We start from the raw sequence: 16629 nt of genomic DNA on the forward strand, positions 1-16629 counted from the left end.
ATATCTATGGAATGGTATTCTAAGTATTTACAGGTTTATGAGAAACCTTTTGCGGAAGCTCCGCAAGCCGTTATCGAGGAAGTACGCCGCAATCTGGCCGGATTGCAGAGTAACGAACCGCTTGTCACTGTATCACTCATCGGATACAATGAGGAAAAACATCTGCTTGCCTGCCTCTGGTCGTTGAGCGAGATGAAATGTAAATATCCTGTAGAAATCATTGGTGTGGACAACGAATCGAAAGATCGCACTGCGGAGATTTACGAGGCTTGCGGTGTGCCTTATTTCACGGAAACGCAACATAGTTGTGGTTTTGCCCGTCTTTGCGGACTGAACCATGCCCGTGGAAAATATCATATCAACATTGATTCTGACACGATGTATCCGGCAAAGTATGTGGAAACAATGGTGGATGCGCTCGAAAAGCCGGGTGTAGTGGCTGTCAGCTCGCTTTGGAGTTATATTCCCGACAAGGATCACTCTTGGATGGGGCTGAAAATCTATGAGGCTGCACGCGACTTGCATTTATGGTTGCAGTCTTTCAAGCGTCCGGAGCTTAGTGTGCGCGGACTGGTATTTGCTTACCGGACGGAATGTGCGAGGAAAACGGGAATCCGCACGGATATTATCCGCGGTGAAGACGGATATCTGGCTTTGCAGCTCAAGCAATTCGGAAAGATTGCATTTGTACGGAAAAGACGTGCGCGTGCCGTCACCGGATATGGGACGGTGGGAGCCGACGGAACTTTGTTCAATAGTTTCAAGGTGCGTGTCGTCAGCAGATTAAAAGGTATCGGAGGACTGTTCACCCAAAAGAAGGAATATAAGGATGAGGAGAGTAATCTAGTAAAAAAGAAGTAAGAAAGGAAAGCCTATGTGCAAGAATCTCAATATCGGTATCGTTTTATTTTTAATTATTGGCTTAGTTATGTCGGGATGTATCCGCAAACTGAATCTATATCAAGGAGATAAAGACGAGGATGAAAACAAGGATAATGGAAAGAGGCGGGATGTCATCTGCGAAACGGAATTCATATACCCGTTCGGTAATGAAACAGCCGATAAAGAAATAGAAATAACCATTCACCTGAAAGCAGACAGACAGGTAGGATATCTGTATACGGAAATACCAACATTGAAATATAACAAAGATTGGCTGTTTCTGATGACACAAGACGACTGTATGCATTCAGCCTTTTCATATACATGGGCTGCCATTCATGGCAAACCTTTATCTTATATTTACTACTGCGATCTGGCTCATCTGCAAAACGGTGATTTGCCTCCTGATTATTATTCATTAGGAAAAACATTAGCTACCACCAATGGTACCGGACAGGAAGTACGTTTCTCTTTCGGAACTACCGTGGCTGCCGATGATGATTTAATGAACACACAAACATGGGTACAAAATGGATATACAAGAGATTATTTCCGCTTTTATAAAAAGACAATGTTAGTATGGGGCAACTTGCAGGAAATGATGAATTACGGAGTAAGCATCGCTTTCCATGACTTGAATCTACCTGACGAAGATAAAACAGAAGATAAGTTGCTGGCACAATTTCCTGTTGCTCAAAGCATGATACGTGAGAAACTGAATAATCGAACTTGTAAAATGCTGGCAGAGCCTAATGGAGATAAAAATTATATCAAAGCGGCTTTGAGATATGATAAAATCAGAACCCTGTGTGCACAAAGCGGAGCTACAAAACTCTATCCATTTCAAGAAAACGGAGATATTGAACAAGTAGTGATCGAAAGAGCTTTCTATGACCCACCCGAAGGTAGCGGGCTGACAAATCCGGATATGATTAAGGCGGCTATTCTCAAGGAAATGGAAAATCCAAAAGAAGAGCGGACAGCTATTTCTATAGGTGCCCATAATACAGATACCGGTTGGGTGAACTTCTTGGAATGGCTCAACGACACATACGGACGAGATGGTGACGACTCTATGTGGTTTACCAACCAGGAAGAATATTATGAATATTATTACTATCGTTTGCACAGCAAACCGGAAATCAAACAGGTAAATACGCACACGTGGAAACTGACACTAAATCTGAATGGAGAGGACTCCGCTCCTTTCTATTACCCTTCCGTGACTGTAAATATTTTCGGGCTTAAAATGGAGGACATTGAAAGCATAAAATCAAATGAAGATGTTACAGGACTCTCTTATGGTGACCATAAAGATTTCTTCATGCTAAATATCGACTGCCGAAAATACCTGGCGGAACACGCCGAGAATTTCGTGAAACGATATGAAGCGAATCCGACAGATGTTTCTGCCAAAGCGGACGCCAACTACTTTGTGAATATGCTGAAAGATTCGGATAAAAAGACGGAGTTGAAGAAACGAATCGAATAAATGGCCGGACGCAAAACGAACTGTTAAGCTATTTGGGCATAAACGAATAAAAAAGATGGAACGTAGAGAAAGAAAAAGAAGAAGTAATAAACAAATATAATTATGAACGAAACCATGACCCTTTGTCTTGAAATTATTTTCTGGCTTGCCCTGTTCGTTGTGTTCTACACCTATTTGGGCTATGGAATTGTGCTTTATATTCTTGTCAAGTTGAAAGAGCTTTTCGTGAAGCCTGTGAAGCGTTCGTTGCCGGCATCGGACGCAGACCTGCCGGAAGTTACCCTCTTCATTACGGCATTCAACGAAGAAGATGTAGTGGACGAGAAGATGGAAAACAGTCTTGAGCTGGATTATCCTGCGGACAAGCTGCACATCGTATGGGTGACGGACGGAAGCGATGACGGTACGAACGAACGACTGCAGACGCGTTGGCAGGGAAAAGCAACCGTACATTTCCAACCGCTCCGGCAAGGTAAGACGGCTGCAATGACACGTGGAATGACGTTGGTGGACACTCCGCTCGTTGTTTTTACGGATGCCAACACGATGGTGAACCGGGAGGCAATACGGGAAATCGTGCTTGCTTTCCAGGATCCGAAAGTGGGCTGCGTGGCTGGTGAAAAACGGATTGCCGTGCAGACAAAAGACGGGGCGGCTGCCGGTGGTGAAGGTATTTACTGGAAATACGAATCAACCCTGAAAGCACTTGATGCACGGCTCTACTCTGCCGTAGGAGCAGCAGGCGAACTGTTTGCCGTGCGTAACGAGCTGTTCGAAGCGATGGAGCCGGATACGTTGCTCGACGATTTTATTCTTTCACTCCGGATCACAATGAAAGGTTACACCATCGCTTATTGTACGAATGCTTATGCCATCGAAAGTGGTTCGGCAGATATGCGCGAAGAAGAAAAACGAAAAGTGCGCATCGCTGCGGGAGGATTGCAGTCTATCTGGCGGCTTCGTCCGTTGCTGAATCCTTTCCGTTACGGGATACTTAGCTTTCAATATACGTCGCACCGGGTATTGCGATGGTCTATTACTCCGTTCCTGTTGTTTGCGCTCTTCCCGCTGAATATTGCGATTCTGCTGTTGGGTGGTTCCACGATATTTTACGGAGTGCTGCTTGCCATGCAGGTTCTTTTTTACGGGTTGGGATATTGGGGATATTACCTATCTACGAAACAGATAAAAAACAAGTTGCTCTTTATCCCCTACTACTTTTTATTTATGAATGTCAATGTGCTGAAAGGCATCCGCTATCTCAAGAAGAAAAAAGGAAGCGGAGCTTGGGAAAAGGCGAAGCGCGCCGAAAAGTAAGAACAAATGCCATAATCTTTTGTTATCCTTATAGGAGACATAAGTCTCTATTATCTAATAAAGAACAGACATGGACAGAATATTACATGATGCGAATAACGCACAAAGAATATTGAAACTGACGGCAGATACAATGCTATTGGTTGACAGGCATGGCGTCTGCGTAGACATTGAGCCTCATTGTGATCTATGGTTTCTGCAAGAGGATATACTTTTAGGAAAAAATATATTTGAGCTTTTACCGGAATATACAAGAGAGAGGGTGATGCCCATCTTTCAGATTGTGCTCGAAGAGCAGCGTAGCATCAGCAAGAACTTCAAGCTGGTGCTGAATGACGAAATTTTCTACTTCAAATGCCTCATGTTTCCGTATGATGGCATGGTGCTTTGCCAATATCGCGACATCACGCAAAGAAGCAATGTAAAAAGACGGTTGGAACAAGCAAATCTCACCCTGCGGGCCATCCAAAAGGTAGCCCAGATAGGACAATGGGCGTACAATACGAATCAGAATATTTTCCATTATTTGGGTTATACAGGCGTTTTGTGTGAGGAAAGTGTGCAGAATCTCGCCATTGAAAAATATGTGGAACTGATTGTAGAAGAAGACCGTCAGAGTTTCAGGGAATGGTGTCGGGTGAACGAAAGGGAGCTCAACATGGAGAGCATCAGCTATCGCGTCCGACTGAACGGGGAAATCTTCTATATGCGTATCCAGACTTATTTGCGTGAAGAGCGCCCCGACGGCAGTTTCAACATCGAGGGGTATATTCAGAATATTACGGACATACAGCATCGCAGAAATGACATCAATACGTTGACGCACGCTATCAACAACGCCAAAGAGAGTATCTTTGCCGCCAGACCCGATGGCACGATTATCTTCGCCAATCGTCGTTTCCTGCACAATCACGGTATTCCCGAAAGTGAGGATATCAGTCAGTTGAAAATCTACAATGTCGCCGCAGATATGCCTACGCAAGAGGCTTGGGACGAACGTTGTAAAGATGTCATACACGGTGGCAGCAGTAACTTTGTGGCTCATCATCCATCGAAAATCAATAAAGGTATATTGGCTTACGAAGGTACGATGTACAACGTCACCAATGACTCCGGAGAAGAAAGTTACTGGTCGTTTGCTCATGATATTTCCGAGAGGATTCGATACGAAGCCCAAATCAAACGGCTCAATCAAATCATGGATACGACAATCAATAATCTCCCCGCGGGGATTGTTGTGAAGGAGATCAACAATGATTTCCGGTACATTTATCGAAATCGGGAGGCTTATAACCGCGATCTTTACAAGAACGATCCTGTCGGTAAGAATGACTTCGATTTCTATCCGCCTATCGTGGCCGAGAAGAAGAGACAGGAGGATATTCAAGTGGCCACCAGTGGAAAAGGTATGCACTGGACGGTGGAAGGAAAGGATCGGAACGGAAACCTGATTATCCTTGACAAGCGGAAAATCCGGGTGGATGGGGACGAACTGTCTTCGCCTATCATCGTCAGCATCGAATGGGATGTCACGGAACTGGAAATGATGAAGCGGGAGCTACTGTCTTCGAAGGAAAAGGCGGAAATGTCTGATAGTTTGAAATCAGCTTTCCTTGCCAATATGAGTCATGAGATACGTACTCCGCTGAATGCTATTGTGGGGTTCTCGCATCTCATTGCCGAAAGTGATGATGCGGAAGAACGAAAGACGTACTACAACATCGTAAACGCGAACAACGAGCGTCTTTTGCAACTTATCAACGAGATTCTCGATCTCTCGAAGATTGAATCGGGAACTATCGAGTTTTCCTTCGGACCGGCTAGTCTCCATAATCTCTGCCGGGAAGTGTACGATGCCCATATATTCCGTACGCCGCAGGGAGTGAGTCTTGTCTATGAGCCTTCGGACGAGAGTCTGGTGATTGAAACGGACAAGAATCGGGTATTCCAGGTGATTTCGAATCTGATTGGGAATGCTGTTAAATTTACGAAAGAAGGAAGTATCAGTTATGGTTATAAGTTGGTGGACAACCAGATTGTTTTCCACGTAACAGATACAGGGACGGGAATTGAGCCGGAGAAAGTGGGACGTGTGTTCGAACGTTTTGCAAAGTTGAACAATCATGCGCAGGGCACAGGATTGGGGTTATCTATCTGTAAGTCTATTGTTGAGCGTCTCGGGGGCAAGATTTCCGTCAGCTCCGAATTTGGTAAGGGAACGACGTTTACATTTACTTTGCCGTACACGATCGCAAATCCTGCAAATGCAGTTCCTTCAAAGAAAGAGAATGGTGAAGGGAACATTGCTGGGATAGCATCTGCCGGAAAAGCTGTTGATTCGAGTGTTGACAGTTCTGTAAATACACGGCATGCCTGTATTTTGATTGCCGAAGATACGGACAGTAACTTCGACTTATTGGAGGCCATTCTAGGTAAAGACCATCGGCTTATACGTGCGCATGACGGAATGGAAGCTGTCACGATGTTCGATGAGGTGAAACCGGATCTTATCTTGATGGACATCAAGATGCCGAATCTGGACGGACTGGAAGCTACAAAAATCATCCGTGAACTGTCTGCCACTGTTCCTATCATCGCTCAAAGTGCCTTTGCATACGAACAGGATCGGAAAGCGGCTGAAGAAGCGGGGTGCAATGATTTTATAGCTAAACCGATAGCGGATGATAAGCTGAAAGCTATGATTCATAAATGGTTGTCGCCTCCGTAAAAGGGCACATATTATAGAGTACATATTGTATAGAAAACGCTTTAATAGTGATATAATCACCCAATAACTTAGATTAGATGAAAGCCTTTTACAGACTGTTTTATTACATATCCATCGTGCTGACCAGTATTTTGGCAGGAGTTACCATTGCGGGCGCCTTCGTAGGTAATGCCGCACCGGACAGTTTCAAATTTATGCCTTTCATCGGTTTGATTTTACCGATACTTTTGTTGGCTAATCTTGCTTCTGTCATCTACTGGACGATCCGTTGGCGGTGTTGGGTTTTCATCCCTCTGATTGCTATATTTAGTAACTGGAGCTATATTAGTTGTGTGATTCAATCTCCTTTTTTCAGCCCGGCTTCGGCTCCAATGGTCAAAATGAACGCGTATACTCCTGGTATTCTAACTGTTGCTACTTACAACGTTGACGCTTTTAATCATGAGCATACCGGTTATTCATGCAAAGAGATAGCCTCTTACATGAGAAATCTGCAAGCAGATATTCTCTGTTTTCAGGAGTTTGGTATAAACGATGAGTTTGGTGTAGACAGTATAGCTGCGGTTCTTTCTAATTGGCCGTATCATTTTATTCCTATTTCTCCCGAGGGTAAACATTTGTTGCAGCTGGCTGTTTTCAGCCGTTACCCCATCAAGGAGGAGAATCTTATCGTCTATCCTGATTCGAAAAATTGCAGTCTCTGGTGTGATATTGAGATTAATGGCCGTATCATCCGCCTGTTCAACAATCATCTCCAAACAACGGAAGTGAGCCAGAACAAGCGCAAACTGGAAAAGGGACTCCGCACGGATGATTCTCAAAGGGTGGAACGTGCTGCTTTGGGATTGATTGACGGATTACATGAGAATTTCCGGAAACGTGCCGTACAAGCTAATACTCTAAAGCAACTGATAGCTGCTTCCCCCTATCCTACTATCATCTGCGGTGACTTTAACTCTCTGCCGTCTTCGTATGTTTATCACACTGTAAAAGGTGATAAGTTGCAGGATGGTTTTCAGACGAGCGGTCATGGGTATATGTATACTTTCAAGTTTTTCAAGCATCTGTTAAGAATCGACTATATTCTCCATTCACCGGAACTGAATAGTACGGGTTACTTCTCGCCGGATCTTACTTATAGCGATCATAATCCGGTGGTGATGAGGGTGAAGTTATAAAAGAAGATAAGAAATCCCTTATATTAGTTTCTTCATAAGAATGAATGGAACTATAAATAAGGGATTCTTTTCAAAATGACTTTAGACTAAATAGACTTCATTTTATTGTCGTTCAATTTTCCCAATATGGCCAATTTCTAAATTCAGGAGTAATTCCAAAAGTTTTTATTATAATTGATGAAGGAGCTCCATTTTTGGGAGATACTTTAACTGTAAAACGCACTGAAAATGGCCAAGGCCAATAAGGTCCACGCTGGTGGCCATATATGTCAGTAATTCCGCACCAATTAAAATTTTCGGGGGAACATACAACATCTCTTATATACACAACCTCTTGTTTCATAATTTCAACATCTGCAATCTCCTCTACTTCGGGATTTACTACCAAACAATTAGAAAAATCAATAGTTTTTGGAAAATAAAAATAATAATTATATCCATCTAATATATCATGACCATACACTGGATCTACCTCATAAAATTTTTCATCATAATATTCACTAATCACCAATTTGGGCTTCTCGCGTAAGTATAGAACGCCTAAACTTTTATCATATAATGGAACAAATCCAGTAGCTTCCGATGTAATATTCGTGCCTGGTATCCAAAATGAGACAGGAGTTGAAGGAAAGGCACCACCCTCTGTCCCAGTACCCTTCAGCTCAATTTCAGCCTTCAATGTCAAGCTAATAGGTGTAGGAGTAGAAGAACTACCACCTGCAACGGCACTTAATAATCCCATTATTGCACCAGGGATGTTTCCCGATGCAGCAGATAAAGCGGCAGAAACTCCTTTTGCCACGTCTTTAAATATCTTGTTAGACAATCCCAGTTTATTTTCTCCAGTTTCTGCATTAATAGTATTATGAGTGATTAAATCCTTTCCAACTCCTGCCAACACACCAGTACCCACAGCCTTACCAACACCTAATAAGGGTTTAAACAAATTTGATCCTGATGCACTTCCAATTGTTCCATTAAGACTGCCTGTTATATTCCCTCCTAGACTTATCTGTTGAACATTATAATAATTTAAAGTCCAGCTAAACTGAATATCCTTATATGGAATATCAGCTAAATTGGGATCATAAGCCAGTTCATATTGCATCATATACCAACGATTAGCAGCCAAAGGTAGAGAACCATCCATAGGAGCCGGTTGCATTTGCATATATTGCTTATTAGGCTCCTTATCCAAATCTATAATATCTTGCCCCAAATAATTTAAAATAGATGTTTTACGATTCGAAACAACAGTTATACCATCTTGAATATATGATGAAGTCGTAACAAATGAAGTTGTTAAATATAAATAGATACGCATTATTCCCCTATATTTATTATAAAGTACAAAATAAGGATTTACCAAAGGAGCAGTTACATTCGAATCGAATGTATTATACAATAATTCCCATCCATCAAATGCTTTTCTATCATTGACTATATCAATTCCATACGTTCCAACCAAACTTCCTTGTCCGGACCATGGGGAAGGGATTCGAGACTGCATTGAAGGAGTAGGCATCCAGTCTGCATTTTCCCAATCAAATACAGGAGTCGGTACAGCTCGTGTTTGAACTTTCGTCGCATTACTATTATCACTCAACTCTTCAAATTCATTGTCACTACAACTACCAATAGAGAAACCTATAAAAAGGCTTAGAACGAACAAATAAATGAAGTACAAAGGGCTAACAATTGCTTTCATAATGTTCTAGTTTAAAGTTAATGACTTGATATGAAAAACAAAATGTCGATTGAATACGACAACAGAGAGAAGTCTTTATATTTCCATAGGCTATAATGTTTATGTGTCTCAAATATAAGGAATAAAATTGACAGGGCAAAGGCAAAAACAATATATTTTACAAGAAAACATATAATACATTACAAATAGAAATAATTAGTACATAGCTTTGGGGGCATTTTAATGCCTCACACTCCTGTTTGATATAAAAAAGCCGGACAACTCAAAGTCACCCGGCTTTCTAATATTATGAGATTAATTCTCAATTAGTTAAAAATGTAGCGTACACTAAATTGTACCGAATAAGTAGATCTAAAACTTTGATATGTCCGATATGTATCGGTCAACACATTGCTTCCATTCTTATTCATAGTAAACTCTCCATTCTTATAATTAAGCAAAGAAGTATTATTCACTTGTTTATATACTCCCCAGCTGTTATTAAGTAAGTTAGGAAGATTCTTGATATCTACACCCACCTGTAGAATGTTCTTCTTTCCATTAACATTCAAGAAGAAGTCCTGATTCAATTTAAAATCAATCTGATGATGCCACGGCATTTTAGCTCCACCTCTCTCTGTATATTTACCCTTGCGACTTTTCAAATAACTATCTTGGTTAATGTAATTCCAAAAATCATCTTTTTGATCTTTAGCTGCATAAGTAACATTACCTGATTTATCTTTTGAATCTACAAAATTCCAGCTGTCTAATTCTTCACGTGTTGCAGGAACATACAACAGATTATTTGCTCCATAATCACCAACCACATTTCCACCAAAAGTATATGAATAACGACTGTATGAATAACTACCAGCAAAACCCATTTGCATACCTTCATACAATAGTGATACACTTGTTGCAAAATGCTTTCCATATTCTTTGCGATATCCGATTGTCGCTAATACTCTATCTGGTGCTACATAAGTACCATATCCCAATTCATGTTCATTAATACCATTAACAGAATAAGTATTAGTCTTATAAGCAGACGTTACCTGATCACCAATACCATCACTGTAAGACCGTGCCTTTGAGTGAGTATAAGCAAATGATACATCAAGACCAAAATCAAAATTCTTACGTAATTGTGCAGAAATAGAATAATAGTATGCACCCTTTTTCCAATTCTCTAACAAATATACATTTTGATATTTATTTCTCCAAGTTGCATCACTATACATTGTATATGTATTACGTACATCCCCCGGAGCTAGAGTTACTGTCGTTTCAGATGGTTTGTAACCTGTATTGGAAACGACTACAGGATTATAATCGCGACTATAAATACCCTCAACTGTAAAATCAATATCACCAGGCAATTTCATATCAAATGCTAAAGATGTTTTCCAAGTGGATGGCATCTTCAAATTTGTATCAATAATAGTTGGAGATTGTGGAGCTACAACTTCATTCGGAGTAAATTTTCCATCATAAAGATCTTTCAAAATATCATTTACATTTGTATGGAAATCGGGTTGTTTACCTGTATTAGCATCCACCTTATTATAAAAATATTGCGTTTGCCCAACATTTGAGTTTCCGACAGCAGATACTAACCATACGAACGGCAAACGTCCCACAAATAATCCTGTACCACCACGAAGCACATATTTACGTTCGCCTGTCAAATCCCAGTTAAAACCAACACGAGGTGATACAGAAAGCTTAGCATCAGGTAACTGATCAGTAGAATAACGAGTACCTCCAAAATCCAATTTTGCAAAGTCTTCATTATAGTTATTCTTCAATGAGGGATAAATTGGTAATTCAAAGCGAAGTCCACCTGTAACCTTAAGATTTTCAGACAATGCTATTTCATCCTGCAAATATAGAGAGAATTGTTGAAATTTCATTTCTGCATAAAACTGTGATAAATCCGCAGCATTAGAGTGAGTTATACCAAAAGCAGCAGGTTTCTTACCATTTACAAAATCATCCCATGAGCTATAAACATAGTAACCTCCACCAGCTTGCATATAGCCATTTGTAGCCTTAGTATGTTCATACTGGAAACCAGCCATAAACTTATTTATCCCAACATTCCAATTAAACTCATCCGTTACTGTATATACTGAAGTTTTACGCAAATTACCTTGTGTAAATACATCCATACCAAAACCTGCATATGATGCACCATCTTTTAATATATCAACGGTCGGAAATGGATTACCGTCATATTCACGTGGCTCATTCTGATAAGAATATGCAAAACGTAACATATTATTCATAGCTCCATTAGCGAAACGAGAGTTCCATTCACCAGCTACAGATGTAAAATCACGCACTTGATAATAGTTTGAGTTCTCAAAACTCATAGAATATTTAGTACTACGTCCAGAGTCCTTTCCTTTTGGAATACCCAATCCTGTATCACCTGGATAAATATCATCAGCACTCAAAGGACTAGTAGAGCTTGATGGGAAATTTGAATCTTTTGTATGAGTCTTTGTAAAACGGAGACTTAACTTATTATTCAGATTAGCATTCCAATCCAAACGAGCCATAATACGATATGCCGGAGTATTTACAGAATAGTTATTATAACGTCCTGGATCATAGTTATATTTCTCTTTCAAATATTGTCTCATATCATTCAAGCCAACCCAAGTCTCATTTCCGTCAACAATTGTATTTTCAACAGGACGACGTACATTTCCCGTATATTCTTGATCTAAAGATGTACGTGGTTGATAACTTGAACCAGCTGTTACATTGTCCTCATATTCTCCATTCACAAAAAAGAACAACTTATCTTTAATTATAGGACCACCAAAACTTGCACCATAAGTATAATACTGTGATTTTGAACGAGTCAGTTTATAATCCTCAACCCTATCACCACGCAGGTTCTCATTATTAAAATAACCATAAACCGTTCCACGGAATTGATTATCTCCTGAACGAGTTACTGCATTAATTGCCCCCCCTGTAAAACCGCTCTGACGAACGTCGAACGGAGTTACAGCCACTGTAACTTGTTCCAAAGCATCCAAAGATATTGGAGATCCGTTAGCCGGGAGATTACCTCCTAATCCGAATGTATTATTAAAAGCAGCACCATCAACTGTTACAAATGACTGACGATAGTTACCACCACCTACTGCAAAACCGTTACCAACATCAGCACCTTGTGGAGAAAGACGCATGATATCGCTAATACTACGAGAAATAGTCGGAGTACTATTAATCATATCACGATTGGCATTCATAATAGCACCTGCTCTGTCAGACTTCATATTACTCTCTTTAGAAGCAGTCACTACTACTTCGTCCAACAGTTCTGAACTCTCTTTTAAAGAAACATTTAAAACATAATTCTCTCCCAGTAAAAGATTAATTCCCTTGTAAATTGCTGTTTGATAACCAACATAAGAAATTTCTACTTTGTAAAGGCCGCCGGTACGCATACCCTGCAGATTAAATTGACCACTGACGTTAGTCACTGTACCATAACGAGTGCCTGATGGTTCGTGAACCGCAACGATTGTTGCTCCAATGATTGGTTCATCTTGTGCGGTCACTTTACCACTCATCGTGGCTGTTGTAACCTGCGCGCTCATCGTGACGGTAATAAATAACATTACTAGCACTAAGAAAGATCGCATTCTCTTTAACATAAATGTAGTTGATTAGTTAATATAAATTGTTTGCTTTTAAAAACTGTGCACAAATATAATTAATAATATTTAGAACTACATTACGATTATACTACAATTTTTTAAGAGAGATAAACGTTTTCCCTTGTTATAAAACGATAAAGGCTCCACAATATTTGCAGAGCCTTTTATTTTGAAACAGAAAGCATTAGAAATGCTTCAATCTATTACTTTATACTAGTCAGTCATTAACTTTCTATAACGAACACGCTTCGGCTCTTCATTTCCCAAACGTTTCATTTTGTTTTCTTCGTATTCTGAATAAGACCCTTCGAAGTAGAATACATTGGAGTCTCCTTCAAAAGCAAGGATGTGTGTACAGATACGATCGAGGAACCAACGGTCATGCGAGATAACTACAGCACAGCCGGCAAAATCTTCCAGACCTTCTTCCAAAGCACGCAATGTGTTTACATCAATATCATTGGTAGGCTCATCGAGCAACAGTACATTGCCTTCTTCTTTCAAAGCCATCGCCAAGTGTAAACGGTTTCTTTCACCACCGGACAGTACACCGCAAAGTTTTTCCTGATCGCCTCCGGAGAAATTGAAACGAGAAAGGTATGCACGTGCATTGATGTCACGTCCTCCCATGCGGATCAGCTCATTACCACCGGAAATTACCTGGTAAACACTCTTATTCGGATCAATGTCTCTGTGTTGCTGGTCTACATACGCCACCTTTACAGTCTCTCCTACTTCAAATTCTCCTTTATCTACTGTCTCCAATCCCATAATCAGACGGAACAGTGTCGTCTTTCCCGCACCATTGGGACCGATCACACCAACAATACCATTAGGAGGAAGCATAAAGTTCAAATCGTCAAACAACAGTTTATCGCCGTATGCTTTAGCCACCTGTTTCGCTTCAATGACTTTATTACCCAGACGCGGACCATTCGGAATGAAGATTTCAAGTTTTTCTTCTTTCTCTTTCACGTCTTCATTCAGCAACTTGTCATAAGAGTTAAGACGTGCCTTACCCTTTGCCTGACGGGCTTTGGGAGCCATGCGCACCCATTCCAACTCACGTTCCAGTGTTTTGCGACGTTTGCTGACGGTCTTTTCTTCCATTTCCATACGTTTTGTCTTCTGTTCCAGCCAGGAAGAGTAGTTACCTTTCCAGGGAATACCTTCACCACGGTCTAGTTCGAGAATCCATCCGGCAACATGATCGAGGAAGTAACGGTCGTGCGTCACGGCAATAACCGTACCTTCATATTGCTGAAGATGTTGTTCCAACCAGTCGATAGATTCTGCATCCAAATGGTTGGTAGGTTCGTCCAGCAAGAGCACATCCGGTTTCTGCAACAACAAACGACATAAAGCTACCCGACGACGTTCACCTCCGGACAGGTTTTCTACCGGCTGATCTTCAGGCGGACAACGGAGAGCATCCATCGCACGCTCCAGTTTGCTGTCCAGATTCCATGCATCAGTCGCATCAATGATATCTTGCAGTTCGCCCTGACGAGCAAAAAGAGCATCCATCTTATCCTGATCCTCGTAGTACTCCGGCAAACCGAACTTCTGATTGATTTCTTCGTATTCTGTCAGTGCGTCAACAATGGGTTGCACGCCTTCCATTACTACTTCTTTTACTGTCTTTGTGTTGTCTAAATAAGGTTCCTGTGCCAAGTAACCCACGGAATATCCCGGAGAGAACACCACTTCTCCCTGATAGGATTTCTCCAAACCGGCGATGATCTTCAATAACGTTGATTTACCGGAACCGTTCAAACCGATAATACCGATTTTCGCTCCATAGAAAAACGACAGGTAAATGTCTTTCAGCACATTCTTATTGGGGGTGAAAGCCTTGCTCACTCCCACCATCGAGAAGATAATTTTTTTATCGTCAGCAGCCATAATGTATGATTATATATTGTTGATAATGGCACAAAGATAAGAAAAATGTTTGAATTCTTTTGGAGTTATAAAAAAATGTTCTACCTTTGCACCCGCATTCGAAAGAAAGCACTGAAGGACCGATTCGCTAGCTCAGCAGGTAGAGCACAACACTTTTAATGTTGGGGTCCTGGGTTCGAGCCCCAGGCGGATCACTTAGGAGAAATGAAAATACTCCGACAATCTAAGACAAAGCTCTTTAAACCAATGGTTTAAGGAGCTTTTTTCCTTACCTGCCTACGACAGAAAAAGGACCTCAAAAAGCCACCCTGTGAAGATGAATCGTTACTAATTCGTTACGGTTTTCCGTTACGATAAAAACCGTAACGAATTTATAGGTAAGTCGCTCATTTGTCGAATATTGGCAGTCGAAAGTCATAGCCGTTACGGAATGAACAAATTAACTTTGCAACAAGAAAGGAGTTACGGTATGAAATCGACATTCAAGACACTCTTCTATTTAAAGAAGAACGAACCGAAGAAAAACGGTCATGTAGTAATAATGGTACGTATCACGGTGGACGGTGATCAGGTGCAATTCAGCAGCAAGTTGGATATACACCCCGATAACTGGGACACGAAAACGGGAAGAGCCGTCATCAACAAACAGAGTGCGGACAAGAAAGAAAACCTCAGGGTATCCTCACTTAACAAGACACTGGACGAGATACGTTCGGCCATCACCATGCACTACACACGCATGATGAACGTGGACGGTTACGCACTGCCGGAAAAAATCAGGAACGCATTCCTGGGATTGGAGGAAAAGGAGAAAACACTCATCAGCTACTTCACCCAGCACAATGAACAGTATGCAAAGAAGGTCGGCAAGACCGCCACGCAAAAGACCTACTCTCGCTACGAACTTACCAAACAGCGGATGATAGAGTTCTTGCAAAAGGAATACAAGTTGTCGGACATTCCCGTGAAGGAAATCACCGTCACCCACATCGAGAACTTCTACCTTTATTTGCGTCAGGAATGTGAGGTAAGCAACAATACCGCCATGAAATTTGTACAACGTTTCCATACGATACTGTTGTTTGCTCAGAAAAGCGGATTGAGCTTCATTGATCCCTTCGGGAATTTCAGGTTCAATTTTGACAAGACCGACAGAGGGTATCTCACGCAGGAGGAAATTGACACGATCTATTATAAGGAGTTCAAATCAAAGCGGTTGGAACACGTGCGTGACGCTTTCATCTTTAGCTGTTATACCGGTTTGCCCTACTGTGACATCTATACGCTTTCAAGCGAGGACATAAAGATCGGGGTGGACGGCAAGAAGTGGATTATGAAAGACAGGGGTAAAACCGGCGTGGAATCATTCATTCCCCTACTGCAAATACCGTTGGATATTCTCGCCAAATACGAGGGCAAGTTGAAAGATGGAAGATTGCTTCCGGTAATCAGTAACCAGAAGATGAATGAATATTTGGCGGAGATAGCCGCAATTTGCCAAATCAACAAACGGATCACCTACCATCTCGCCCGGCATTCGTTCGCCACGGAAATCTGCCTTACCAAAGGCGTTCCCATTGAGAGCGTATCCAAGATGCTCGGACACACCAACATTCAGACCACACAGATTTATGCCCGTGTGGTGGACAGAAAGTTGAGCCATGACATGAATATGCTGGATCGAAAACTAAAAAATATGGAAAAAGGTACGGCGCAAAACGCTGTATGAATAAACAAATCATTATATTGTCACACCA

9 protein-coding genes and 1 tRNA gene are annotated in these 16629 nt (G+C 41.3%); 7 read left to right on the plus strand and 3 right to left on the minus strand.

Annotation, left to right across the window (positions count from 1 at the left end; translation table 11 throughout):
- Nucleotides 1–6 precede the first annotated feature (6 nt).
- The 5 genes from AB5217_RS03965 (at nucleotide 7) to AB5217_RS03985 (ending at nucleotide 7597) form a co-directional block, all read left to right on the plus strand.
- Nucleotides 7–861: a glycosyltransferase family 2 protein gene (locus AB5217_RS03965; RefSeq protein ID WP_004300359.1), complete on the plus strand. Its 855-nt coding sequence runs from the start codon at nucleotides 7–9 to the stop codon at nucleotides 859–861.
- A gap of 13 nt (nucleotides 862–874) precedes the next feature.
- Entirely contained in the window at nucleotides 875–2374 is a 1500-nt protein-coding gene (locus AB5217_RS03970; RefSeq protein WP_368112645.1) for a hypothetical protein, read from the plus strand.
- Between the two features lie 102 nt (nucleotides 2375–2476).
- Complete coding sequence (locus AB5217_RS03975; protein ID WP_004306347.1) at nucleotides 2477–3691, plus strand: glycosyltransferase family 2 protein; 1215 nt, start codon at nucleotides 2477–2479, stop codon at nucleotides 3689–3691.
- Between the two features lie 70 nt (nucleotides 3692–3761).
- Entirely contained in the window at nucleotides 3762–6419 is a 2658-nt protein-coding gene (locus AB5217_RS03980) for an ATP-binding protein (RefSeq protein WP_032843430.1), read from the plus strand.
- 77 nt (nucleotides 6420–6496) lie between these two features.
- On the plus strand, nucleotides 6497–7597 hold the full coding sequence (locus AB5217_RS03985) for an endonuclease/exonuclease/phosphatase family protein (protein WP_032843429.1): 1101 nt from the start codon (nucleotides 6497–6499) through the stop codon (nucleotides 7595–7597).
- Between the two features lie 112 nt (nucleotides 7598–7709).
- Here AB5217_RS03985 and AB5217_RS03990 read toward each other — a convergent pair whose 3' ends face one another.
- From AB5217_RS03990 to ettA, 3 genes are all read right to left on the minus strand, one after another.
- The gene (locus AB5217_RS03990; RefSeq protein WP_080706953.1) at nucleotides 7710–9305 is read right to left on the minus strand and encodes a hypothetical protein; all 1596 of its coding nucleotides are present in this window, start codon (nucleotides 9303–9305) and stop codon (nucleotides 7710–7712) included.
- Nucleotides 9306–9610: 305 nt separating this feature from the next.
- Nucleotides 9611–12964, minus strand: coding sequence for a TonB-dependent receptor domain-containing protein (locus AB5217_RS03995; protein ID WP_032854699.1), 3354 nt, complete (start codon nucleotides 12962–12964; stop codon nucleotides 9611–9613).
- Between the two features lie 216 nt (nucleotides 12965–13180).
- On the minus strand, nucleotides 13181–14872 hold the full coding sequence (ettA, locus tag AB5217_RS04000) for an energy-dependent translational throttle protein EttA (protein WP_004300352.1): 1692 nt from the start codon (nucleotides 14870–14872) through the stop codon (nucleotides 13181–13183).
- A gap of 121 nt (nucleotides 14873–14993) precedes the next feature.
- On the opposite strand from ettA, the gene AB5217_RS04005 reads away from it, so the two are divergent.
- Nucleotides 14994–15066, plus strand: a tRNA-Lys gene (locus AB5217_RS04005).
- A gap of 275 nt (nucleotides 15067–15341) precedes the next feature.
- On the plus strand, nucleotides 15342–16601 hold the full coding sequence (locus AB5217_RS04010; protein ID WP_368112644.1) for a site-specific integrase: 1260 nt from the start codon (nucleotides 15342–15344) through the stop codon (nucleotides 16599–16601).
- Nucleotides 16602–16629: the final 28 nt, after the last annotated feature.

The sequence above is a fragment of the Bacteroides sp. MSSM.1001136sp1_RTP21357st2_D2_RTP21359_211015 genome (assembly GCF_040913205.1).
Classification (GTDB): Bacteria; Bacteroidota; Bacteroidia; order Bacteroidales; family Bacteroidaceae; genus Bacteroides; species Bacteroides ovatus.